Source organism: Citrobacter sp. RHBSTW-00029 (assembly GCF_014104295.1).
In the GTDB taxonomy this organism is placed as follows: Bacteria; Pseudomonadota; Gammaproteobacteria; order Enterobacterales; family Enterobacteriaceae; genus Citrobacter; species Citrobacter youngae.
Window position 1 is genome coordinate 3,531,829 of record NZ_JABXRT010000001.1, and the last position, 23,848, is coordinate 3,555,676.

A 23,848-nucleotide genomic window follows, 5' to 3' on the forward strand; every position below is an offset into this window, starting at 1 on the left:
TTTAGTGTTGATTGTCTTCTTCGCGGATTGTCCGCAGATTGCAGGCGATTTGATTGAGCGTGGCGCTGAAGGAAGCGAGTTCCGCCTCAGGGATGGTGCAGGTGACGCGATGTTGGTATGTCTCTATCACCCGGTTGAGTTCGTCCAGCCTTGCGCGGCCTTGCTCGGTCAGCCTGAGCAGGCGAATGCGTTTGTCATAAGGCGATGTGGAACGCAGCAGATAGCCGTGCTTTTCCAGCTGTGAGAGGGTGCGCATCAGCGGCGGCAGTTCAATACCCTGCACCTGTGCCAGTTCACTGACCGAGACGTTGTCTCCCAGTTGATACAGTTGCATCAGTACCGTCCAGCTTGACTGCGTCAGGCCTGTGTCGGTAATGGCTGCATCAATAATGGCCCGCCACTGCCGCACCACCATTGCCATGCGCATCCCCATCGGGCGGCGGACAAACCGTTCATCTTCAGTCATGTTTTCTTCCCCTCATCGCTGAGAAGAAAATAATACTTATCAGGGTAAGTATCAAGAAACAGACTAATCAGAAGCATGAATTGATAAATACCATGAATGAAAAAGAGGCCGGGTGGTAGCCCCCGGCCTTTGTTGGTGAAGAAAAATCACTCCACCTGATCGCGTCGCAGCCCGACATCCCGCAACCGCTCGTCGCTCATCTGCTGCAATAAGCGCCGCGTTTGCGCCCGCAAATGCCAGCGTTTTATCACCTGCCAGATCTGCACAAATCCAATAAACGGCTGCTTTGCTTTATTTTCGTGAAATTCCATACCTTGCCTCCCCGTCTTGCCAGAGGCTTTATCTTCACGGATTTGGCCAGGCACAATACAGACTCACAAAGTACTTTTCTTTAACATACAGATTGGTTAAAAAGGATTCTGCATCGCATTAATTACGCCAATCTGTACTGGTTTTTTAATCTGTATGGTACCCATGAGGGATACAGCATGACCCGTTACCAACATCTGGCCAATCTGCTGGCCGAACGCATTGAGCAAGGGCTGTATCGCCATGGCGAAAAACTGCCTTCGGTACGCAGCCTGAGCCAGGAGCACGGGGTCAGCATCAGCACCGTTCAGCAGGCGTATCAGACGCTGGAACAGCGCCAGTTGATCACCCCCCAGCCACGTTCCGGCTACTTTGTCGCGCCGCAAAAAGCGCAGCCTCCGGTGCCGCTGATGTCGCGACCGGTCCAGCGTCCAGTGGAGATAACCCAGTGGGATCAGGTGCTGGATATGCTGAAAGGCAACGCGGACAAATCCATCACGCCTTTCAGCAGTGGCGTGCCCGATATCAATCAACCCAGCCTGAAGCCGCTCTGGCGCGAGTTAAGCCGCGTGGCGCAGCATAATCTGAAAGCGATTTTGGGCTACGATGAAATCTCCGGGTGCCGTGAACTGCGCAGTCAGATTGCGCGCCTGATGCTGGACAGCGGTTCGGTGGTTAATGCAGATGATATTGTGATCACCAGCGGCAGTCAGAGCGGAATGTCGCTGGCGTTGCTGACGGTCTGCCAGCCCGGAGATATTGTCGCCGTTGAATCACCGGCCTACTACGGCACGATGCAGCTACTGCGCGGCTTAGGGATCAAGGTGATTGAGATCCCAACCGATCCTGACACCGGGATCAGCATTGAAGCGCTGGAGCTGGCGCTGGATCAGTGGCCGATCAAAGGCGTGCTGCTGGTTCCCAACTGCAACAACCCTCTCGGATTCATTATGCCGGATACGCGTAAGCGGGCGGTGCTCGCCCTCGCCCAGCGTCACGACATCGTCATTTTTGAAGACGATGTGTATGGTGAACTGGCTACAGAGTATCCGCGGCCGCGCACCATCCATTCCTGGGACAGCGACGGCCGTGTAATACTCTGCAGTTCGTTTACAAAATCCGTCGCCCCCGGTCTGCGCGTCGGTTGGGTGGTTCCCGGTCGCTATTACAACAAACTGCTGCACATGAAGTACGCCGTCATTGGCACCAACGTTCCTGCCACGCAACTGGCGGCCGCCACCTTCGTGCGCGAGGGGCATTACCATCGTCATATCCGACGCATGCGCCAGATTTATCAGCGCAATATGGAGATCTACACCTGCTGGGTACGGGAGTACTTCCCCTGCGGGATCTGCGTCACCCGACCAAAAGGTGGCTTTATGCTGTGGGTAGAATTGCCGCAGCAGGTCGATATGGTCTGCGTTGCTAAACAGCTCTGTCGGTTGAAAATACAGGTCGCCCCGGGATCGCTGTTCTCCGCATCCGGAAAGTATCGTAACTGTGTGCGCATCAACTGCGCGTTGCCGCCAAACGAGAAGCATCAGGAAGTGATGCAAAAGCTCGGGGAAGCAGTAAAGGCGGCAATGGAGTAAATCAGACCACCCGGTGCTACCGGGCTGGCGATTGCGCGGTTCAAGTCATATTTAATGGCTTAAGCCGTGAATATCGTCGGCGGAAAGCCGGGTAATTTGTTGTACCGTATTGATATCGATACCGTCGGTCAGCATAGTGCGGGCAATACGGAGCGCTTCATCACGTCGTCCCTGAATTAGACCTTCCTGCTTACCTTTTTGCTGACCTTCGAGCCACCCTTTTTGAAATCCAGCCTCATGCAATCTGTCCGCGATCGTCATCAAATGCTCCTTATGCTGCGGTGAACGTTCGGCAACCCCACGAATAAACTCATTGAATCGAGGTGCATCGCCGGTTCGCAAAATATAATTAAACAGCGTCTTTATCTGGCTGTCATTAGTGGACCCAGTAACTAACAGAGAAACAATTTGCTCAACCAGTCCCATAAGGAAGCTACACCCTCATCTGCAACTTTCTCTGTTTGCGAGGCGATTTCCGGGATAAAAACGTCCCTATGTAACGTCTGCATTTGTCTGGAACCCGTCACGCAGAATCGCTATCTCAATACGCATTCCCGCTTTTTGACCGCGCAGCCTGTGCTATAACAAATCATCACTTTCAGGGAGGACGCGATATGACATACACCCGGGATATTCCACAGTCGTTCTGGCGTGATGAACAGCTCCCGTGGCTGGAGCTACGCAGCACCTGGCAAAGCCAGCAGGCCTATAAACGACATCACCACTCTCAGCTCTCAATCGGGGCAATTCTTGAGGGGGAAACATGCTGCCAGTGCAATGGCAAGGAATACCGTCTGAAAGTGGGCGATCTGATTGTGATCCCGCCACTGGCACCCCACAGCTGCAACCCCGTTAACGGGCAGTTTCGCAGCTATCACATGCTTTATCTTGATACCCAGTGGTGTCTTGCTAGTCTTCCTGCGCAGAACAACAACCAACTGCTTTGTTCGCGCGATCCCGTTATCCGCGATCCGCAATTATTCCAGCGCTATTTGGATCTTGTGGCACTTATGCAGCAACGGCAAACGACGCGGGTAACGGATGCCGCACAAGCATTGCTGCGCTCGCTGCCATTGCAGTCGGTAGCACCGGAAAACCTAAGCGCCGCCAGCCAGTATCTGCGCGAGCGGTTGCAGACCAACCTGCAGGCTCCGCCCTCGCTGGGCGATTTGGCGCAAGAGTGCAGCATGCGTAAAGAAACGCTGATCCGTACCTTTAAGCAGGACACCGGACTCACACCGGCAAGTTATCTGAACATCTTGCGGGTTGACTATGCCCGCCAGCGGCTTCGTGCCGGGGATGAGATTGCCGATGTCGGCTATCAGAGCGGGTTTGCCGACCAGAGCCATTTCCATCGCACCTTTGTCCGCTACACCGCAGCCACGCCGCGCCAGTACGCGTTGGGACGATCAATATCAGACAATAATTAGCGCTGCGTCAGGCGTACAGTTCTCTCAGATTCATTGTCTGAGGTCACTATGTCACTGCTTTCTGTACTTTTTCCGTCTGCTTTTCCCGCGCTGGCGCTGGCGCATTTTGTTGCTCTGCTAAGCCCCGGACCGGACTTCTTTTTACTGGTCGGTTACGCCGCCCGTTACCGGATGCGCGGCAGCGCCGGGCTGTGTGTGGGTATCGCCGTCGGCAATGGGCTATATATCCTGCTGGCAATTATCGGTTGGGGGATCCTGCGCCAGCTTCCCCTGCTGTTTACGGTTATTGAGCTGCTGGGCGCGCTCTATTTATTGTGGATAGGCAGCCTGCTGATACGCAGCCGCCCGCAAGCTCTGACCGGAGCAGACGCCCTGTCTGCCTGCCCGGGATTTGGTAAACAGCTGCTGCTGGGGCTAGGTTCGTCACTGCTTAACCCAAAAAATGCGCTGTTTTATCTGGCGCTGATGACCGCCCTGATCGGCCCATCGGTAACGCTGCTGCAACAAGCCGTGAGCGGGATCTGGATGACCAGCGTGGTGCTGTTATGGGATCTGCTGATTGTGATGTTCATCGGCTTGCCGCAGATCCAGCGGCGGTTAACCTTGGGGATCGTGTGGATCGAACGCATCGCCGGGGGCGTACTGATCGTCTTCGGCGGTGCGATCGCGCTGCGTTTTCTGCAGAGCGTCACTTTCTGATAAGCGTGACGAATTTCTGCAAATAAAGCGGATAAACCCGTTTAATTAATATCCAGTTCGCATTACACTTTGGGTGGCTATTATCCATTCAACCAATTCTTCCCGAGGTGCGATGTGCTGATTGTTACCTGTAATCGTTACGTTTTCTGACCCGGGTCTGAAAACGTTTCTCCTGTTTGCGCCTCGCGCGGGCAGCGTTTTTGATTACATGAAATTCAGTACATTTGCAGTCTGCTTTTTTCTGTCATCGGCCTGACGTCTCAAAGACGGTATTGAATTTCGCTATTCCCGTTGAGGGTTTTCTCCCGACAAGGAGCTGTTTTATGCAACGGATTCTCGCGTTTTTCTCCCAACGCGCCACGACGCTATTTTTCCCCATCGCGTTGATTTTATATGACTTCGCCGCCTATCTGTCGACGGACCTGATCCAGCCCGGCATCATTAATGTCGTGCGCGATTTCAACGCCGATGTCAGCCTGGCACCGGCTGCGGTGAGCCTTTATCTGGCAGGCGGCATGGCGCTGCAATGGTTGTTAGGCCCGCTTTCCGACCGGATTGGCCGCCGGCCGGTGCTGATCGCGGGGGCGTTCATCTTTACGCTCGCCTGCGCGGCCACGCTGTTCACCACCTCAATGACGCAATTTCTGGTTGCCCGATTTGTGCAGGGCACCAGCATCTGCTTTATCGCAACCGTAGGCTACGTCACGGTGCAGGAGGCGTTTGGGCAAACGAAGGCCATCAAACTGATGGCGATAATCACCTCCATTGTACTGGTTGCGCCGGTTATTGGCCCGCTCTCCGGAGCAGCGCTGATGCACTTTGTCCACTGGAAGTTTCTGTTTGCCATTATTGCCGTCATGGGGTTTATCGCCCTGATTGGGTTAGCGTTAGCCATGCCAGAAACCGTCCAGCGCGGCACGGTGCCGTTCAGTGCACGCGGCGTACTGCGCGATTTCCGCGACGTTTTCCGCAACCGGGTATTCCTGTTTGGCGCAGCCACGCTATCGCTAAGCTATATCCCGATGATGAGCTGGGTGGCAGTCTCACCAGTGATCCTGATTGATGCGGGCGGCATGACTACATCGCAGTTTGCCTGGGCGCAGGCGCCGGTGTTTGGCGCGGTGATCGTCGCCAATATGGTGGTGGTTCGTTTTGTGAAGGATCCAACCCAACCCAGTTTTATCTGGCGCGCCGTGCCTGTTCAACTGAGCGGGTTAGCGGTGCTGATCGCGGGTAATTTGCTGTGGCCGCACGTCTGGCTGTGGTCAGTGCTGGGAACGAGCCTGTATGCGTTTGGCATTGGAATGATCTTCCCGACGCTGTTCCGCTTTACGCTGTTTTCCAACAACTTACCGAAGGGTACGGTTTCCGCGTCGCTGAATATGGTGATCCTGACGGTGATGGCGGTTTCTGTCGAAATTGGACGCTGGCTATGGTTTAACGGCGGCAGGATTTCGTTTCATCTGCTGGCGGTTGTGGCGGGGATCGCTGTCGTGTTCACGCTGGCAGCCTTGCTCAAACGGGTGCGCCAGCATGAGGCAACGACGTTAGCCACTGAAAACTAACCTGCCCGCTTATCCGGCCTACGACAACTATGTAGGCCGGATAAGGCGCTTGCGCCATATCCGGCACTAATCACATCACCTTACGCAATGCGTGCAAATCCCGCTTCGAGATCGGCAATCAGGTCGCCAATATCCTCCAGGCCAATATGCACCCTGACCAGCGTGCCGCTGAAATCCACCTCTCCAGCCGGTCGGATGCTGTTCAGCTCTTCCGGCTGGTTCGCCAGAATGAGCGACTCAAATCCACCCCACGAATAGGCCATATGGAACAGCGAGAAGTTATCGAGGAAATTCGCCATCTGTTCGTCGGTCAGTCTCTTTTTCAGCACAAATGAGAACAGGCCTGAGCTTCCGGTAAAATCACGCTGAAAATACTCGTGGCCGGGACACTCCGGTAATGCCGGATGGTTCACCCGCGCCACTTCCGGTCTTGCCGACAGCCAGCGAGCAATATGGATACTGCTCTCCTGATGCTGCTTAAGGCGTACCGCCAGGGTGCGCAATCCGCGGCTGCCGTTGTAGGCGGTATCGGCATCCAGCGTTTGCCCCATCAGGTAGGAGTTCTCGCGCAGACGATCCCAACAACGGGCGTTAGACACCGCCGTGCCCAGCATGCCGTCCGAATGACCGATGGTGTACTTCGTTCCCGCCTGAATGGAAATATCCACGCCATAATCCAGCGCTTTGAACAGCACGCCCGCCGCCCAGGTGTTGTCGATCATAATGACAATCTCCGGATTCACCGCGCGGATCGCCTTCACCATCCCCGGCACGTCCTGGACTTCCATGGTGATAGAACTTGGTGACTCAAGGAATACAACCTTCGTTTCCGGACGCAGAAGATCGACGATACCTGCACCAATCAGCGGATCGTAATACGTTGTTTCCACGTTGAATTTACTCAGGATCTTATTGCAAAAATCCTGGGTTGGCTCGTAGGCCGCGCCGGTCATCAGGATATGATCGCCGCTTTGGACAAACGCCAGAATCGCATTGGTGACCGCCGCCGCGCCGCACGGGTACAGCGCGCAGCCCGCGCCGCCTTCCAGCTCACTCATGGCCTTCTGGAAAGCAAAGTGCGTGTAAGTGCCGCGACGACCGTAAAACAGTTCGCCATTTGCACGATTGGCGGTGGCAAATTTCTTGTCCTTCACGGTATCAAACACCAGCGAAGAGGCGCGTTGGATAACCGGATTCACCGCACCCTGGGTGTAACGTTTGTCGCGACCCGCAACCACCAATTGTGTTTCAAGCTTCATTGCGTCTTTCATAACATCTCCTGTTTCTTAATCTATACAACGGCGGCAGTTGAATTCAGTTCAGCGTTGGTCTGCTTTTTTCCAGCGAACCGTTCGACAATCTGTGCCGCATTCAAATCGTGGATTACGTTAATCAGCGTGGCTGGCGCATCGGTAATGGTGCCCAACACCACCAGCATCGGGATCGCTTCCATCGGCAGGCCGAGCGTAGTCACGATAAAGATCTCACCGAGGAACGCCCCGCCCGGTACACCGCCGACGATAATGGCGGAGAGCACCGCAATCAGCATCGTCAGGAAGAAGGTCTCGGTGGTGAACTCCATGCCGAGCACGGAATAGATAAAGACGATTTTCAGCGCGGCAATCATCGCCACGCCGCCTTTGTTCAGATTAACCAACAGCGGAATGGACACATCCACGATTTCCGGGTTAATCCCCATCGCCTTACCGGCGCGCAGAGTTACAGGTAGCGTCCCCAGTGAAGAACAGGTCCCAAGCGCAGTGGCTGAAGGTTCAATCGCATTACGCCAGAACGCTCTGACCGCCGGAACACCGCCACCAATATACGAATAGAGAATCGAGCCGAAAACGAAGTAGACCAGCGTGGCGACCATAAACAGGCCGATGGCGCGGGCGAAAGTTAACAGCAGAGCAGAATCCTGGCTGGCCATGGTGGCGGCGAAATAGCAGCCAAGGCCAATCGGCGCCACTTTCATAATGATGGAGACAATCTTCATGATCACGGTATTGGCATCTTCCAGCAGCGATGCAATGCGTTTACCCGCCTGATCCGATTGCCCAATCGCCACACCGGCGATGATCGCCATTACGATCAGTGCCAGAATATTGGACTTAGAGAACAGCCCAATAAAGTCGCTGGTGGTGATCATGCTGACAAAATCCATCTTGCCACTGCCCGCCTGCACCGACTGCGAGAGATCGATAGTGACGCCCTGCGCCGGGTTATACCAGAGCGCCAGCGCGACGATCCCGGCCGCCGGAATAAAGGCCATTGCGATCGAAACAATAAAGATAATCGCCATTATACGTCCCAACCTTTTCAGGTCGGTCATACTGGCGATGGAAGACATGACGCTGATCCCCACCAGCGGCACAATAATCATAAATAACAGGTTCAGGAATATCTGACCTATCGGCTGGAGTTTACCTGCAAACGATGGGGCATAAATACCTAATAAGCCGCCAATCACCAGAGCAACTAATAAAATAATCGACGATCTGTAGGGTTCGAGTCGTGACCACATAATCGGTACCTTTAGAATAATAATTAATGAGATTAAATTCACAATGTGATGAGTTTCCGTTTCGCCTCCTTTTATTTTGTGACGTAACTCACCTAAGTTGTTATTTTTTCATTTTGCCAGCAAGTTGTTTCCTGTGATTCAATAGTTGCATGTTTAAAAGGCGAATGTAACGGCCTATTCGTACCGTTTTTGCAAATCACTTGTGAATTTAAGGAAATTATGAGTACGCCGATTTCACTCAAGCATCTGGAGTTTTTTACTAAAATCGTCGACTGCGGAGGATTGTCAGAAGCCGCGGCGCAGCTCAACGTCTCGCCGTCTGCGGTCAGTAAAAGCCTGGCGGCGATGGAAGATACGTTAGGCACGACATTAATTAAACGCACCACCCGCAGTATTACCCTGACCGATGCCGGGCAATATCTCTTTAATCGCGCTAACAAGCTGTTGAAAGAATTCGACGAAACCCTGAACACCACCTCCGGTTATTACCATAACCCGCAGGGTGAATTACGTATAACCTGCTCCATTGCGTTTGGTTATTCCCGGCTGGTGAACCTGGTGGATAAATATCGCTCCCAGTTCCCGGATGTGAATCTGTATATCGACCTCAACGATAACTTCGTCAATCTGAACGAAATGGATTTTGACATTGCCCTGCGAATTTCCACCGCGCCGCCGCAAAACTATGCGATGCGCAAGCTGGTGCCTGTGCGCTGGGCGTACTGCGCCTCACCCGGCTACCTTGCCAAAAAAGGCATGCCCCAGCGTCGCAGCGATCTGGTAGATCATGATTGCCTGGTTTACCCGGGCCTCACGCCGGTACTGAAGGTGGCAGATGAACAGGATCGACTGCATCAGTTAAAACTGCATATGCCGATCCAGGCCAACAGCAGCCTGGTGCTGTTGAAGTCGGTGCTAGAAGATCAGGGGGTGGCGTATTTGCCCACTTATCTGATTGGCGATCATATTCAAAAAGAAGAGATAACACCGCTGATGCTCGACGGCACCATCACCTGTGAAACTCATGCCCTGTATGCGCTCTATTTTCCCAGTAAGTACAGCAATCCGAAGGTGCGTTCGTTTATCGATTTTCTGGTCGCAGAACTTGGTCCCTTACCGGCGTGGGATAACTGGATCCCAGGATAAACGCTTCCCACCTGAAAATGGGAGACGCGCCACAATTTTTGCGCGATCCCCCCGTCTGGCTCTATCCTTAAGCCTATGAATAAAATTGCTGAACTCAAACGTGCCAAGCGCCTGGCGCTCTCATTGCTGCTGATCGCTGCCGCGACGTTCGTCATCACGCTGTTTTTGCCGCCCAACTTCTGGGTACTCGGGATCAAAGCGATTGCTGAAGCGGCGATGGTCGGCGCGCTGGCGGACTGGTTCGCCGTGGTAGCGCTTTTTCGTCGGGTGCCGATCCCGTTTATCTCGCGCCATACGGCGATTATCCCGCGTAATAAAGACCGAATCGGCGAAAATCTTGGTCAGTTTGTACAAGAAAAATTCCTCGATACCCAGTCGCTGATAGCCCTGATCCGCCGCCATGAACCGGCGCTGTTGATCGGCAACTGGTTCAGCCAGCCGGAAAACGCCCAGCGCATCGGCCAGCATCTGTTGCAGATCATGAGCGGTTTTCTCGAACTGACCGACGACTCGCGCATTCAGCGGCTGATCAAGCGGGCGGTGCACAAGGCCATCGACAAGGTCGATCTCTCCGGAACCAGCGCGCTGATGCTGGAAAGCATGACCAAAAACAATCGCCATCAGGTGCTGCTCGACACGCTGATCGCCCAACTTATCGCCCTGCTCCAGCGCGACAGTTCACGGGCGTTTATCGCCAGACAGGTAGTGCACTGGCTAGAAACCGAACATCCGCTGAAAGCAAAGATCCTGCCGACCGAATGGCTGGGCGAGCACAGCGCCGAGCTGGTGTCTGATGCCGTTAACTCCTTGCTGGATGACATCAGCCACGATCGGGCGCATCAGATCCGCCACGCGTTCGATCGCGCCACGTTTAAGCTCATCGACAAGCTCAAACACGATCCTGAGATGGCCACGCGGGCCGAAAGCATGAAAAGCTATCTGAAGGAAGATGAAGCCTTCAACCGTTATCTTGGCGAGCTGTGGGCAGACCTGCGTCAGTGGGTGAAAACCGACATTAACGCCGACGATTCCCGCGTGAAGCAGCGCATCGTCAGCGCCGGGCAGTGGTTCGGCGAAACGCTGGTAGCCGACAGCGCCCTGCGCGCCTCACTGAATGGGCATCTGGAGCAGGCCGCGCATAAAGTAGCGCCAGAGTTCGCCAGCTTCCTGACGCGCCATATCAGCGACACGGTGAAAAGTTGGGATGCGCGCGATATGTCGCAGCAAATTGAGTTAAACATCGGTAAAGATTTGCAGTTTATTCGCGTCAACGGCACGTTGGTTGGCGGTTCAATCGGGCTGGTGTTATATCTGTTGTCGCAAATTCCGTCCCTGCTGACGCTGGCGAGTTTTTAAGGAGGAAGATTCAATGACGATGAGCATCCGCATTTTTTCCCTGCGCGAGATGCCAGAAAAGCTGCACGAGATCACCGCTTACTTTCAGCAGCAATGGGCCTCAGAAGACTCCATGGCGGTATACGAGGATGCATTGCGCCGTTGTATTGGCGCAAAGAACCCGCTACCGCAGTGGTACTGGCTACAGGATGGTGGCAGCATTGTTGGCTGCGCTGGATTGATCACCAATGATTTTATTAGTCGCGGCGAACTGTGGCCGTGGCTATGCGCGCTCTATATCGATCCTCGCTATCGTGGTCACGGTCTGGCGTTTCGCCTGATCGAACATATTGCACAGCAGGCCAGACAGCTGGGTTTTACGCAGCTCCATCTGTGTACTGACCTGGAAGGTTTATACGAGAAAGCGGGATTTTACTTTGACGGGCCAGGCTATCATCCGTGGGGGGAAGTCTCGCGGGTCTACAGCCGTAATCTGTAAACGCGCAATTGTTGCACATCAATAAAACCTGACATATTACAGGGTTATAATGCGGCGTCTTTTTACTGTCTCCCGTGTTACGGGGAAGGAAAATCATGTCGCTAATCACCGATTTACCCGCTATTTTCAATCAATTCTCCGACGCCCGTCAGAAAGGTTTTCTCACCGTAATGGATCTTAAAGAGCAAGGTATTCCGCTCGTTGGGACCTATTGCACCTTTATGCCGCAGGAGATTGCGATGGCGGCGGGCGCGGTCGTCGTTTCCCTGTGCTCGACCTCTGATGAAACCATTGAAGAGGCCGAAAAAGATCTGCCGCGGAACCTGTGTCCGCTAATCAAAAGCAGCTACGGGTTTGGCAAAACCGACAAATGCCCCTACTTCTATTTCTCTGACCTGGTGGTGGGCGAAACCACCTGCGATGGTAAAAAGAAAATGTACGAGTACATGGCCGAATTTAAAGCGGTACATGTAATGCAACTGCCCAACAGCGCCAGCGATGCAGCTTCCCGTGCGCTATGGAAAGCCGAGATCCGGCGTCTGCAGCAGGTCGTCGAAGCCCGTTTTGGCACAGCCATTACCGAAGCTGCGCTGCGTGAAGCCGTTATTCTCAAAAACCAGGAACGCCGGGCGCTGGCGAATTTCTACCGCGTTGGCCAACTTAACCCACCCGCGCTTAGCGGCAGTGACATTCTGAAAGTCGTCTACGGCGCCACCTTCCGTTTTGATAAAGAAGCGTTGATCGACGAGCTTAATAGCATGGCCGAGCGCGTACATCTGGAATGGCAGGCAGGGAAACGTCTGGCGTCACGTCCGCGCATCCTGATAACCGGCTGCCCCATTGGCGGCGCGGCAGAGAAAGTCGTTCGTGCCATTGAAGAAAACGGTGGTTGGGTCGTGGGTTATGAAAACTGCACCGGCGCAAAGGCCACCGAACAATGCGTGGCGGAAACCGGCGATGTCTACGACGCGCTGACTGATAAATACCTCGCCATCGGCTGCTCCTGTATTTCTCCTAACGATCAACGCCTGAAAATGCTCAGTCAAATGGTTGAAGAGTACCAGGCTGACGGCGTCGTCGATGTCATTTTGCAGGCTTGCCACACCTACGCCGTTGAATCACTCGCTATTAAGCGTCACGTACGCCAACAGCACAACATTCCTTATATCGCGATTGAAACCGACTATTCCAGCGCAGATATCGGCCAGCTCAGTACCCGCGTCGCCGCATTCATTGAGATGTTGTGAGAAACGCAGATGACATACTCAATTGGGATTGATTCTGGATCCACGGCGACGAAAGGCGTTTTGCTGGAAGGTAACGTCATCAGACGCCGCTTCCTTTGCCCAACGCCTTTTCGCCCCGCGGACGCGATCGCGCAGGCATGGGAAACGTTGCAGGCTGGGCTGGAGAACCGACCATTTTTAACCCTCACCGGGTACGGACGGCAGCTCGTCGATTATGCCGACAAACAGGTCACTGAAATTTCCTGCCACGGGCTTGGTGCGCGATTGCTGGCTCCCGGCACCCGCACAGTGATTGATATTGGTGGTCAGGACAGTAAAGTCATCCAGTTGGATGACGATGGCAATCTCAGCGATTTCTTAATGAATGACAAGTGCGCTGCCGGAACCGGGCGGTTTCTGGATGTTATCTCACGCACCCTCGGAGCCAGCGTAGAGCAGTTGGATACGATCACTGCTGGCGTCGAACCGCATGCTATCACCAGCATGTGTACAGTATTTGCCGAGTCAGAAGTCATTAGCCTGCGCTCTGCGGGCATCGCGCCAGAGGCGATTCTGGCTGGCGTGATCAACGCAATGGCCAGACGCAGCGCTAACTTCATCGGGCGGCTTTCAGCACAAGCACCGCTGTTATTTACCGGCGGAGTCAGCCACTGTCACGCCTTTGCCCGTATGCTCGAAGGTCATGTAGGCATTCCCGTACACACGCATCCCGACGCACAGTTTGCCGGTGCAATCGGAGCGGCGTTGATAGGCCAGCGTCAGGGGAAACGTCAGTGAAGGAAACGCTGTTCTTGTTTCATTCCACTGTCGGTGTCATCAAAATGCGCAAGGCGCTACAGGCCGCAGGGGTCCGCTTTCGGGTGGCGGATATTCCCCGCGAGCTACGCGGTGGTTGCGGACTCTGCATCTACATCGACTGTGCTACTGGCATGGAAGAAGAATGGGTGATCCCTGGGCATACCGAATCTATCTACCGCCAGGAAAACGGAAACTGGCGCTGTATAGCCGCGTTCCCCGCCTCCTGAACACGCCTGATTAGCGCGAAACGCTGATATATACTCGAATTATCCAGGGTATAAACAACCGCTTATAGTCTGTAAAGACCATCACTCCGCTAACGCCATAGATATATTTTCATCAGATTGTTCTGCAATTAAATGTCAGCATTTAATGACCTGTAAATAACAGTCAAACACCGCTCTAAAAACTTTATGATTTACTTTTACGTATATACATTTGCTGATAGCACATGCGTAAAAATGGACATATTACTTAAATTGCAACAGCACTTGCGGGAAGAGCACATGTCGAGGTTAAAAAACTCATACTTGGGTTGATTATTCTGGCTGGTTTAATTAGCACGGTAGGCGATTATAAAAACTTTGGTCTATTTGGTGCAGCAGGATTGTTGATTATATTTCTGTTAACAACCGTTTTCTTGTGGCAATGGGCTTCTGGAAAGTTTCCGATGGAAGTCATGCGTATTTCCATTACGCATAATCCTCTTTTTTACCTCATTCTCTGTGCCGTTGCATGGGTAAAAGTGGATATCTGGAAATGGCTATTTAGCGATCTGCAGTCGGAACAAAACCAACCGATATGAGCCTCAAAAGCATATGTAAAAAAGGCGTCTTACTAAAGACGCCTTGTTCAATCATCACAAAAACTTAGAACTGGTAAGTCAGACCAGCAACAACCTGGTTATCGTCGTTTTTGCCATCAAGCAGGTTAATTTTGTAACCCACATCAGCCACCATGTTTTTGTTGAAGTAGTAATCAGTACCCAGCGCAACGTATTCGGTCTTATCCGTGTTGTTATTGGTGTCACGCGTATGCACGTATGCCACGTTCGGACGCAGGCCAAAATCAAACACATAGGCAGCCATCTCTTCAAAATGTTGTGCTTTATCAACACCCTGAATCAGATTATGGGACTCGCCGTACAGGGTCGCAACGTAGATAGCATTCGCGTCATATTTCAGGCCAGCGCCCCAGAATTCAGCGTTATTACCTTCCCACTTACCGTCTTTATTGCCTTTCTTTTGGTCTGCGGTAATTGAGCTATTTGTGTAGGTCGCAATGGCAGAAACACCGGAATCCGCAATATTGTCATAGCCCAGGGAGAAGCCGTAGCCGTTACCGTGCTGCTTAGCCGGATTTCCATTGGTGTCATCCTGACCCTGGTATTGCGCGCCGATGTTCAGACCATCAACGGCACCAAACAGATTTTTGGTGCGGAGTGTTGCAACGCCAGAAGTGCGTGTAGTAAGGAAACGGTCAGTATCCTCAAAGGAGTCGCCGCCGAACTCTGAAAGAGTATCAGTATAAGCTCCCACATCGTAAGCGATGCCATAGTTACGACAGTAGTCAAAACTGACGTCATGACCATAATCCAGGCCAGCAAACGCCAGACGTGTATTAACGCCATTCTGAGAACCTTCTGCTTTAGCGGCATCAAACTGACTTTCAAACTGGCCGTAACCGGTAAGTTGATCGTTGATTTGCGTCTCACCGCGAAAACCCAGACGTGTGTAGGTTTCATCAGCATTAGTACCATCAGTCCAGGAATGGGCTGCTTTTACTTTGCCGTAGAGATCCAGCTTGTTGCCATCTTTATTATAAATTTCCGCTGCATGAACGGAGGTTACCCCTAATGCCATTGCAGCTATGGATTAAGGGGCAATACCAATAACACACCAAAAAAAATACCAATGAAGGTAATAATGAAGTGGCAAGACATAATTCATTTTTGGATTTTCAATCAAAACCGGACAGCGATAATTACTCGAGACTTTCACTCTCATTAACTGAGCGATGCAACATTAATGCTTCAGCAATAATATCTTGTTTACTTTTACGCGTTTCAAATGCCAGTGTTCGGACATATTCCCAAAGAGAAGTATCAACACGGGCACTTAAAAGAACCATATCTTTAGATCGGGTCCCTCTGGCTTTTCGGATATCGGGATAATCTCGAGAAGGCATTTTTAACTCCTGAACGCAATAACACGCTTATGGCGATGAAATATGCAGTCAGTGTAAAAACATGTCAACGGCAAAAAAAAATCACAATAGTAATGAAACTGTTAATAAACACAAAAAAAAGTGGAACGATATTTCAAATGAAAGATAACTTGATTGTAGAATAATGTGTAATTTTTACTTTACGAATATTTGTTCTTACTCATTTGATTAAAATGGGAGAGGCTGGACGAGTAATCAACCTGCGTAAACAAAACATCATTCTGACCAATAAGTTACAGAGCGTGATTAATGTCTACTTTTATCTAAACCCTCTGTTTTTATACGCCCTTAAGTACACATTAACGGCACTAACCGTTGGGCAAATCAGTGTGATTCTCACTTCGCATTGACCTGTTTTGTCGAAAAATAAGCACGAAAAGGTAAAAATAAGGTAAATGGTGCATTTTTTTGCACGCGAAAATAAGTTATTTTTAATTGATATATATCAATTTTCGCTCCGCAATTACGCTGCAAAAAATGCCATCAGCATTGATGGAAACATTATTTTACGTCGCGTCCAGACGGGGAAAATAGTCAGCGAAAATCAGCGGGAAGTGATACGCGGGCCGGAATGGCCCACGTTGTAAAAGGGAAGGAAAACCAGGCGTTAACTTTATCCAGCGGCCAGGAATCAAACAGATAACCATCAAAATCAATGTCATCAACATTTGAAAACTCCAGCAGACGCTGTTTGACGTTTTCCAGATGCTGCCACATGGCCAGCTTGGCCGCGCGGGCATCTTTTTTAATGAGTGCCGCCAGGATCTGCTTGTGGTCGCCCATCCACTCTTTTCGGTAATGAGTATCGTCGAGGTGGCTATGGAGCTGGATCCACATCGGGTTGTTCTCACGCCACTGCCATGACTGGCGAAACAGCTCCACCAGCATGCTGTTATGCGTGGCTTCAGCGATGGCGAGATGGAACTGCATGTCGCCGCTTTCAGAACCGTTCGGCTCGCTGGACGCCAGCTCCCGCTCTTCCAGTTGCAACGCCTGGCGCATTTTGACGATATCTTCGCGGGTAGCCTGCAGCGCGGCAAATTCAGCGATATTGCTTTCCAGCAGTTGTCGCGCCTGCAGCAGCTCAAACGGGCCCGCATCATTGCAATGATTTGCATCCGTACTGTCGATAGTCTGCGCGTCCGCGTTGTCGAGCACGTAGATCCCGGCCCCGCGGCGCACGTCCACCAGGCCTTTAATTTCCAGCATGATTAACGCTTCGCGAACCACCGTACGAGTGACATTGAGCATCTCGGCAATTTCACGCTCTGGCGGCAAGCGCTCACCGGGCTGGTACGGCGTCTGAACAATCAGATCGCGGATCATGGCACCCACTTCCTGGTAGGGTCTTTGCTGAGAAGTGTTCGATTTCATCATGTTACGTCCGTCAGATGCGTGTAGTCAGATACGGGGAATAGGTATCGAACTATAGCATTTGCGGGAAGCCAAAAACAGAAAACGGGTCAACCAAACCAATATTTTGATTGACCCGTCATAGTTCGGAAGTTACGCGTCAGCGCTTAATGCCGCAACGCACTCACGTGCGCCGTGTTCACATAACTGTTGATACGCCGCAATAATGGTCTCCACAAAGTCGGCGTTTTCCGCCAGATCATGACCAAAAATACCAGACAGCCCCAGCAGCGCCGTCACGCGCTCGGCGCCCTGGTACTGTTGGTTAATGTGCTGAAATTCCGCCAGCATTGGGTCGACAACATCAATGGCCTGCCCCTGCTCATCCACACCGTGGGTGTAGCGCATCCAGCCCGCCACGCCCAACGCCAGATGACGCCAGCCGCTGGCGTTTTGCAGGTGCAGACGCACCGGGTCCAGCAGGCGCTGCGGTAATTTCTGGCTGCCGTCCATCGCAATCTGCCAGGTACGGTGGCGCAGAGACGGGTTGCTGAAACGTTCGATTAGCAGCGTGGCGTAGGCGTTGAGATCGGTGCCTTCCGGCATCGAGAGCGTCGGCGCTTGCTCCTGCATCATCAGCGCAAACGCCGCTTTGCAGTACGCCGGGTTGGTCATAGTATCGGCGATGGTTTCATAGCCGCCAAGATAACCCAGATATGCGAGGAAAGAGTGGCTGCCGTTGAGCATGCGCAGTTTCATCATTTCAAACGGCACCACGTCGGCTACGAACTGTGCGCCAACCTTGTCCCAGTCAGGACGACCGTTGACAAAATTGTCTTCAATTACCCACTGACGGAACGGCTCGCAGGCGATAGCACACGGATCGTAAACGCCCAACTGGTCGGCAATCTCCTGCAACGTTTCCGGCGTCGCCGCCGGAACAATGCGGTCGACCATAGTGCACGGGAAAGTCGCATTAGCTTCAATCCACTGCGCCAGCTGCGGGTCGCGCGCCTGCGCCAGCCCCAGTACCGCGACTTTCGCCACATGCCCATTTTCACGCACGTTATCGCAGGACATCACGGTAAAAGCCGCCAGCCCCTGCTCACGGCGCAGGTACAGCGCTTGTACGATGTAACCAATCGCCGATTTCGGCGCGGTCGGATTCGCCAGATCGTGTTTAATCAGCGGGTTATTGAGATCTAACTGACCGCTGGCCGCATCGGTGCAGTAGCCTTTTTCGGTGACCGTCAGCGAAACAATTGCCGTCTGCGGGCGCGCCATCGCCTGTAAAATACCGTCACAGCCGTCAAGATCCGGGTGCAGCGCTTCTTTCATTGAGCCGATCACTTTCAGCACGGTGTTGTCCGCGCCTTTTTCCGCCACGGTATACAGCAGTTGCTGCTTGCGCAGATTTTCAATCAGTACGCGGTCGTTACCCGGCATCAGGTTAACTTCACAGATCCCCCAGTCGCTGTCGGTGGTTTCCAGCAAATGATGGGTATACAGCGCCTGATGCGCGCGGTGAAAAGCGCCGCATCCCAGGTGAACAATGCGGGATTGCAGGCGCGAGCGGTCCCATGCAGGGCGCGCAACCGGCAGGTCGCTATTGGCAATTGTCGTTGTCATCGTGAACTCCAGAACCCGTTGAAAGGCCAACGGATGAGAAAAGAAAAAAGCCGGCCAGACTGGTGGCCGGCAACTCACTTTAGCGGCTGAAGAAAGCGCGCTGGATAGCCATCTCAACGCCGCGCACTTCCGCCAGCCCTTTCAGGCGACCAATCGCGGAGTAGCCTGGGTTGGTTTTCTTTTTCAGATCGTCCAGCATCTGGTGGCCATGGTCCGGACGCATGGGGATCAGATCCTCTTTGCCCTCGGCTTTACGGCGTTGTTCTTCTTCAACGATCGCTTTCACCACTTCGTACATGTCGACATCGCCATTCAGATGCGCCGCCTCATGGAAGGTTTTCGGGTTATCTTCACGCAGCGTGGAGCGCAGATGGGTGAAGTAAATGCGTGGGCCAAACTGTTTGATCATGTCGACCAGATCGTTGTCTGCCCGCACGCCGTAGGAGCCGGTGCACATGGTGAAACCGTTCGCCATGCTGTTGACCGTATCGACCATCCACTGCATATCTTCCACGGTGGAAACAATGCGCGGCAAGCCAAGGATCGGGCGCGGCGGATCGTCCGGGTGTACCGCCATGCGTACGCCAGCTTCTTCCGCCACTGGAATAATCGCCTTCAGGAAGACGGCGAAATTCTCACGCAGCGCGGCTTTATCGATATCTTTATAGCGCGCCAGATGTTGGCGGAACTGGTCGAGCGTGTAGCCTTCTTCCGCACCCGGCAGACCGGCGATGATGTTGCGGGTCAGACGCGCTTTGTCTTCATCGCTCATGGTGGCGAAGCGTTCATTTGCCTGAGCAATCTCTTCGGCGGTGTAATCCGCTTCCGCGCCCGGACGCTGGAGGATATGCAGCTCAAAGGCGGCAAATTCAATCTGGTCAAAGCGCAGCGCTTTGGAGCCGTCCGGCAGGACGTATTCCAGGTCGGTACGGGTCCAGTCGAGAACCGGCATGAAGTTGTAGCACACGGTACGAATACCGCACTGAGCCAGGTTACGCAGGCTTTGCTGGTAGTTGGCGATCCACTGCAGATAGTTACCGGAACGGGTTTTAATGTCTTCGTGGATCGGCACGCTTTCGACGACCGACCAGACCAGGCCCGCCTGCTCAATAATGGCTTTGCGTTTTAGGATCTCATCAACTGTCCACACTTCCCCGTTCGGGATATGGTGCAAAGCGGTGACAACGCCTGTGGCACCCGCCTGACGTACATCCGCTAAGGTGACCGGATCGTTAGGACCATACCAGCGCCATGTCTGTTCCATGTTTTATTCCTCGTTACGTTATGGACTCGACGATATGGCACATAAATTCCTCCTTTTGGTATGACATGTCAACCTGAAGCTCAAAATTGGTTAACCAAATCACAATTCATGCTGATGATACCGCCATTTTACGGCCATGCAGCCCAGTAAGAATGTAAACATGTAACGCAATGTGACATTCATCGCATCAATGGTTAACCAATATATGTAACATCTCAACCAAAATCATAATGGTTCAACCAATAAAGGTAGACGTTATATGCACGTTCTCAATATTCTGTGGGTCGTATTCGGCATCGGTCTGATGCTGGTGCTCAATCTAAGATTCAAAATAAACTCGATGGTCGCCCTGCTGCTGGCGGCGCTCTCGGTCGGTATGCTGGCGGGTATGGATTTAATGGAGCTGCTGCACACCATGAAATCCGGTTTTGGCAGCACGCTGGGTGAACTGGCGATTATCGTGGTATTCGGGGCGGTCATCGGTAAGCTGATGGTTGATTCCGGGGCGGCGCATCAGATTGCCCATACGCTGCTGGCGCGCCTCGGCCTGCGCTACGTGCAGCTGTCGGTGATCATTATTGGTCTGATCTTCGGCCTGGCGATGTTCTATGAAGTGGCATTTATTATGCTGGCGCCGCTGGTGATCGTCATTGCCGCAGAGGCGAAGATCCCGTTCCTCAAGCTGGCGATCCCCGCCGTTGCCGCCGCCACCACCGCTCACTCGCTGTTCCCACCACAGCCGGGCCCGGTTGCGCTGGTTAACGCCTACGGTGCGGACATGGGCATGGTTTACATCTACGGTATTCTGGTGACCATTCCGAGCGTGATCTGCGCCGGGCTTATCCTGCCGAAGTTCCTCGGCAACCTCGATCGCCCAACGCCGTCATTCATGAAGGCCGACGTACCGGTTGACCAGAACAATCTGCCATCCTTCGGGGTTTCTATCCTGGTGCCGCTGATCCCGGCAATCATCATGATCTCCACCACCATCGCCAACATCTGGCTGGTGAAAGGGACGCAGGCGTGGGAAGTGGTCAACTTCTTAGGCTCTTCACCGATTGCAATGTTTATCGCTATGGTTGTCGCCTTCGTGCTGTTTGGTACCGCGCGTGGTCACGACATGCAGTGGGTGATGAATGCCTTTGAAAACGCGGTGAAAAGCATCGCCATGGTGATCCTGATCATCGGCGCGGGCGGCGTACTGAAGCAGACCATTATTGATACCGGCATTGGCGATACCATCGGCATGCTGATGTCGCACGGCAATATCTCTCCGTACATCATGGCGTGGTTGATAACCGTGCTGATTCGTCTGGCAACGGGTCAGGGCGTAGTCTCAGCCATGACGGCGGCAGGGATTATCAGCGCCGCCATCCTCGACCCGGCAACCGGTCAACTGGTTGGCGTTGACCCGGCGTTACTGGTGCTGGCAACGGCAGCAGGCTCCAACACCCTGACCCATATCAACGATGCCTCGTTCTGGCTGTTCAAAGGCTACTTTGACCTGTCGGTGAAGGATACGCTGAAAACCTGGGGTCTGCTGGAGCTGGTGAACTCCGTGGTTGGCCTGATTATCGTATTGATCATCAGCATGATTGCATAACGTCGATACCGCTCTGGCCCGCAGCGCCAGAGCGGTTTTCCATCCTGCCTCAACAATCCTCAATAATCAGATACACCGCCTTCACCGGGCCATGCACCCCAACCACCTTGATAAGCTCAATATCCGCCGTCGAACTGGGTCCACTGATGATGTTAATGCACGATGGCATACGCTCGCCGGCCTGCACCTTCTGATGCAGTTTTTCTGCCAGTTGCGCCACGCGCGGCAGGATAGCGCTTTTGCGCAGCACGAAAATTGAGGACTCCGGCAGCAGGCTAATTGAACGCCCGCGCTCCGGTGCGGAAAACAGCACCACGCCGCCGGACTCGGTCAGGCCATACTCGGCATACACCACGCCCACTTTCGCCTGCTCGGCCTGAGTAATATTTTCGCTGCCACGCGCCGGATCCCAGGCCACGGCGTTACATTCCTGTTGCAAGCGTTCGGTAATGCCCAGCGCCGCCAGCCGGCTGTCGCCGCTGATGATCACCGGCTGACCCAACTCTTCGCACAGGCGTTGCGCGGCTTCTGCGGCCTGGTCTTCGCGAGTCAGCTCACAGCGAGCCAGCATCACCTCGCTGGCAAACTGGACAAACGCATCGCAGCGCTGCTGCGGGCTAAGTTCGGTCAGGCGCTCGTTAGCATAGTTGTTAACCGGTGCGGCATCCGCTTGCGGTTCGAAGCGCAGCGGGCGACCCAGCGCCTGGGCGATGGTGTTTAAAAACGCGGTACGGTTATCCATTCTTTTTCTCCTGCGCCTGATGTTTCTTAAACCAGCTACGGAAGCTCTCGCCGTCGGCATCAGGCAGATCGCGCGCCTCCATCCAGTCACCAATCGCGCCAACCTTGAGCGGGGTTTTGCCACCGTTGATAAACCAGCTCGCCGCATGTGCGCCCGCCATCATCCCGACTTTCCACAGCCCCGGATGGCTATTGGCGTAGGCGAACATTTTGATCGCCCGTCGCTCGGCTTTCGGCGTAATGCCCTCCTCGGCCATCACCCGGCGATGACGCAGGATCAGTTTTGACAGCGGAATCTTAACCGGACAAACGCTGTCACAGGCCGTGCATAATGAACAGGCGTATGGCAGATCTTTAAAATCTTTATAGCCGCCGAGCAGCGGAGAGATCACCGCGCCGATAGGGCCGGGATAGATAGAACCATAACCGTGTCCGCCAATGTGGCGGTACGCCGGGCAGGTGTTCATACAAGCCCCGCAGCGGATGCAGCGCAGCACATCGCGAAACTCTGAGCCCAGCACCTGCGAGCGCCCGTTATCGACAATAACCAGGTGGAACTCTTCCGGGCCGTCGACGTTATCCGCCTCACGTGGGCCGGTGAGCCAGGTGTTGTAGCCCGTCAGACGCGCGCCCACGGCGCTGCGCGCCAGCATGGTGATCAGCACATCCACATCGGCAAAGGTCGGCGCGATACGCTCCATGCCCATCACCGCAATGTGCGTTTTCGGCAGCGTAGTGCACATGCGCGCGTTGCCTTCGTTGGTCACCAGGCAAACAGAGCCGGTTTCCGCCACGGCAAAGTTACAGCCGGTAATACCGATTTCGGCACTGAGGAAATCCTCGCGGATCTTCTGGCGAATGAATAAGGTCATCGCCTCTGGCGTTTCCGGGCCGTCATACCCCAGACGCTCATGCAACACGCGGCGGATCTGATAGCGATCTTTATGAATAGCCGGGACCACAACGTGCGAAGGCGGATCCTGATCCAACTGCAGGATATATTCGCCGAGATCGGTTTCGATCACCTGAATTTCGGCATCCTGCAGCACATGGTTGACGCCGATCTCTTCGGTCACCATCGACTTGGACTTCACCACCTTCTTCGCATTTTTACTTTGTGCGACCTGCAAAATGTAGCGGGTAGCGTCTTCTTTAGTCTTTGCGAAATAAACGTGGCCGCCGTTTTGTGTCACTTTCTCGGAGAGTTGATACAAGTAAGCGTCGAGGTTGCTCAGAACGTGATCGCGGATCTGACTGGCACGATCGCGCCAGTCTTCCCAGTGGCCTAGCTCATCAACCATTTTCTGCCGATTCGCACCAATACGCTCCTGCGCATTGGCCACGGCTTTGCGCATGATCGGATCGTCGATCTGCTGACGAATGCGCAGTTTAAACTCTACATCGCTGGTTTTTATCGACATC

21 protein-coding genes and 2 pseudogenes are annotated in these 23,848 nt (G+C 53.5%); 11 read left to right on the top strand and 12 right to left on the bottom strand.

Annotation, left to right across the window (positions count from 1 at the left end; all coding sequences use genetic code 11):
• Nucleotide 1: 1 nt before the first annotated feature.
• Together HV041_RS17150 and HV041_RS17155 are read right to left on the bottom strand one after the other, a co-directional pair.
• Nucleotides 2-466: a MarR family transcriptional regulator gene (locus HV041_RS17150; RefSeq protein WP_121585434.1), complete on the bottom strand. Its 465-nt coding sequence runs from the start codon at nt 464-466 to the stop codon at nt 2-4.
• Between the two features lie 146 nt (nt 467-612).
• Entirely contained in the window at nt 613-777 is a 165-nt protein-coding gene (locus tag HV041_RS17155; protein ID WP_071887315.1) for a DUF1127 domain-containing protein, read from the bottom strand.
• Between the two features lie 177 nt (nt 778-954).
• On the opposite strand from HV041_RS17155, the gene HV041_RS17160 reads away from it, so the two are divergent.
• A complete protein-coding gene (locus tag HV041_RS17160; RefSeq protein ID WP_115601044.1) occupies nt 955-2,367 on the top strand; it encodes a PLP-dependent aminotransferase family protein in 1,413 nt (470 codons plus the stop codon).
• A gap of 51 nt (nt 2,368-2,418) precedes the next feature.
• Here HV041_RS17160 and HV041_RS17165 read toward each other — a convergent pair.
• Nucleotides 2,419-2,796 (bottom strand): annotated as a pseudogene (locus tag HV041_RS17165) (ISNCY family transposase); the annotation flags it as partial.
• Nucleotides 2,797-2,981: 185 nt separating this feature from the next.
• On the opposite strand from HV041_RS17165, the gene HV041_RS17170 reads away from it, so the two are divergent.
• From HV041_RS17170 to mdtM, 3 genes are all read left to right on the top strand, one after another.
• Nucleotides 2,982-3,797: an AraC family transcriptional regulator gene (locus HV041_RS17170; RefSeq protein WP_101743006.1), complete on the top strand. Its 816-nt coding sequence runs from the start codon at nt 2,982-2,984 to the stop codon at nt 3,795-3,797.
• Between the two features lie 48 nt (nt 3,798-3,845).
• Complete coding sequence (locus HV041_RS17175; RefSeq protein ID WP_121585432.1) at nt 3,846-4,496, top strand: LysE family translocator; 651 nt, start codon at nt 3,846-3,848, stop codon at nt 4,494-4,496.
• A gap of 323 nt (nt 4,497-4,819) precedes the next feature.
• The gene (mdtM, locus tag HV041_RS17180; protein ID WP_116360611.1) at nt 4,820-6,061 is read left to right on the top strand and encodes a multidrug efflux MFS transporter MdtM; all 1,242 of its coding nucleotides are present in this window, start codon (nt 4,820-4,822) and stop codon (nt 6,059-6,061) included.
• Between the two features lie 80 nt (nt 6,062-6,141).
• Here mdtM and metC read toward each other — a convergent pair whose 3' ends face one another.
• On the bottom strand, nt 6,142-7,332 hold the full coding sequence (gene metC / locus HV041_RS17185; RefSeq protein WP_121585431.1) for a cystathionine beta-lyase: 1,191 nt from the start codon (nt 7,330-7,332) through the stop codon (nt 6,142-6,144).
• A 20-nt stretch (nt 7,333-7,352) separates the two neighbouring features.
• Nucleotides 7,353-8,585 (bottom strand): dicarboxylate/amino acid:cation symporter, encoded by a 1,233-nt coding sequence (locus HV041_RS17190; RefSeq protein WP_121585430.1) that lies wholly within the window; start codon nt 8,583-8,585, stop codon nt 7,353-7,355.
• A gap of 219 nt (nt 8,586-8,804) precedes the next feature.
• On the opposite strand from HV041_RS17190, the gene HV041_RS17195 reads away from it, so the two are divergent.
• The 6 genes from HV041_RS17195 to HV041_RS17220 all read left to right on the top strand — a co-directional run bounded on the left by HV041_RS17195 (nt 8,805) and on the right by HV041_RS17220 (nt 13,837).
• Nucleotides 8,805-9,731: a LysR family transcriptional regulator gene (locus HV041_RS17195; RefSeq protein ID WP_121585429.1), complete on the top strand. Its 927-nt coding sequence runs from the start codon at nt 8,805-8,807 to the stop codon at nt 9,729-9,731.
• 75 nt (nt 9,732-9,806) lie between these two features.
• Nucleotides 9,807-11,087: a DUF445 domain-containing protein gene (locus HV041_RS17200; RefSeq protein WP_121585428.1), complete on the top strand. Its 1,281-nt coding sequence runs from the start codon at nt 9,807-9,809 to the stop codon at nt 11,085-11,087.
• Nucleotides 11,088-11,100: 13 nt separating this feature from the next.
• Nucleotides 11,101-11,565, top strand: a complete 465-nt coding sequence (locus HV041_RS17205) for a GNAT family N-acetyltransferase (RefSeq protein WP_121585427.1) — start codon at nt 11,101-11,103, stop codon at nt 11,563-11,565.
• A 95-nt stretch (nt 11,566-11,660) separates the two neighbouring features.
• Nucleotides 11,661-12,812, top strand: coding sequence for a double-cubane-cluster-containing anaerobic reductase (locus HV041_RS17210; protein ID WP_048212810.1), 1,152 nt, complete (start codon nt 11,661-11,663; stop codon nt 12,810-12,812).
• 9 nt (nt 12,813-12,821) lie between these two features.
• On the top strand, nt 12,822-13,589 hold the full coding sequence (gene yjiL / locus HV041_RS17215) for a putative 2-hydroxyacyl-CoA dehydratase activator YjiL (protein WP_061067157.1): 768 nt from the start codon (nt 12,822-12,824) through the stop codon (nt 13,587-13,589).
• Nucleotides 13,586-13,837: a DUF3343 domain-containing protein gene (locus HV041_RS17220; RefSeq protein WP_086523573.1), complete on the top strand. Its 252-nt coding sequence runs from the start codon at nt 13,586-13,588 to the stop codon at nt 13,835-13,837. Before yjiL ends, HV041_RS17220 begins: the two co-directional genes overlap by 4 nt.
• A gap of 642 nt (nt 13,838-14,479) precedes the next feature.
• Here HV041_RS17220 and HV041_RS17225 read toward each other — a convergent pair.
• From HV041_RS17225 to uxuA, 5 genes and pseudogenes are all read right to left on the bottom strand, one after another.
• The gene (locus tag HV041_RS17225; RefSeq protein WP_121585426.1) at nt 14,480-15,472 is read right to left on the bottom strand and encodes a porin; all 993 of its coding nucleotides are present in this window, start codon (nt 15,470-15,472) and stop codon (nt 14,480-14,482) included.
• Between the two features lie 121 nt (nt 15,473-15,593).
• Nucleotides 15,594-15,797: a hypothetical protein gene (locus HV041_RS17230; RefSeq protein ID WP_071887314.1), complete on the bottom strand. Its 204-nt coding sequence runs from the start codon at nt 15,795-15,797 to the stop codon at nt 15,594-15,596.
• A gap of 642 nt (nt 15,798-16,439) precedes the next feature.
• Nucleotides 16,440-17,210: pseudogene (gene uxuR / locus HV041_RS17235) on the bottom strand (Uxu operon transcriptional regulator); the annotation flags it as partial.
• A 132-nt stretch (nt 17,211-17,342) separates the two neighbouring features.
• Nucleotides 17,343-18,818 (bottom strand): fructuronate reductase, encoded by a 1,476-nt coding sequence (locus tag HV041_RS17240; protein WP_121585425.1) that lies wholly within the window; start codon nt 18,816-18,818, stop codon nt 17,343-17,345.
• Between the two features lie 79 nt (nt 18,819-18,897).
• Nucleotides 18,898-20,082 (bottom strand): mannonate dehydratase, encoded by a 1,185-nt coding sequence (gene uxuA, locus HV041_RS17245; protein WP_003837169.1) that lies wholly within the window; start codon nt 20,080-20,082, stop codon nt 18,898-18,900.
• Between the two features lie 259 nt (nt 20,083-20,341).
• Here uxuA and gntP point away from each other — a divergent pair, with 259 nt between their 5' ends.
• Nucleotides 20,342-21,685, top strand: coding sequence for a gluconate permease GntP (gene gntP / locus HV041_RS17250; protein ID WP_003033260.1), 1,344 nt, complete (start codon nt 20,342-20,344; stop codon nt 21,683-21,685).
• A 49-nt stretch (nt 21,686-21,734) separates the two neighbouring features.
• On the opposite strand, the gene HV041_RS17255 is transcribed toward gntP, so the two are convergent.
• Both HV041_RS17255 and HV041_RS17260 read right to left on the bottom strand, forming a co-directional pair.
• Nucleotides 21,735-22,427, bottom strand: a complete 693-nt coding sequence (locus HV041_RS17255) for a lactate utilization protein C (RefSeq protein ID WP_121585424.1) — start codon at nt 22,425-22,427, stop codon at nt 21,735-21,737.
• Nucleotides 22,420-23,847: a LutB/LldF family L-lactate oxidation iron-sulfur protein gene (locus HV041_RS17260; protein ID WP_121585423.1), complete on the bottom strand. Its 1,428-nt coding sequence runs from the start codon at nt 23,845-23,847 to the stop codon at nt 22,420-22,422. Before HV041_RS17260 ends, HV041_RS17255 begins: the two co-directional genes overlap by 8 nt.
• Between the last annotated feature and the right edge of the window lies 1 nt (nt 23,848).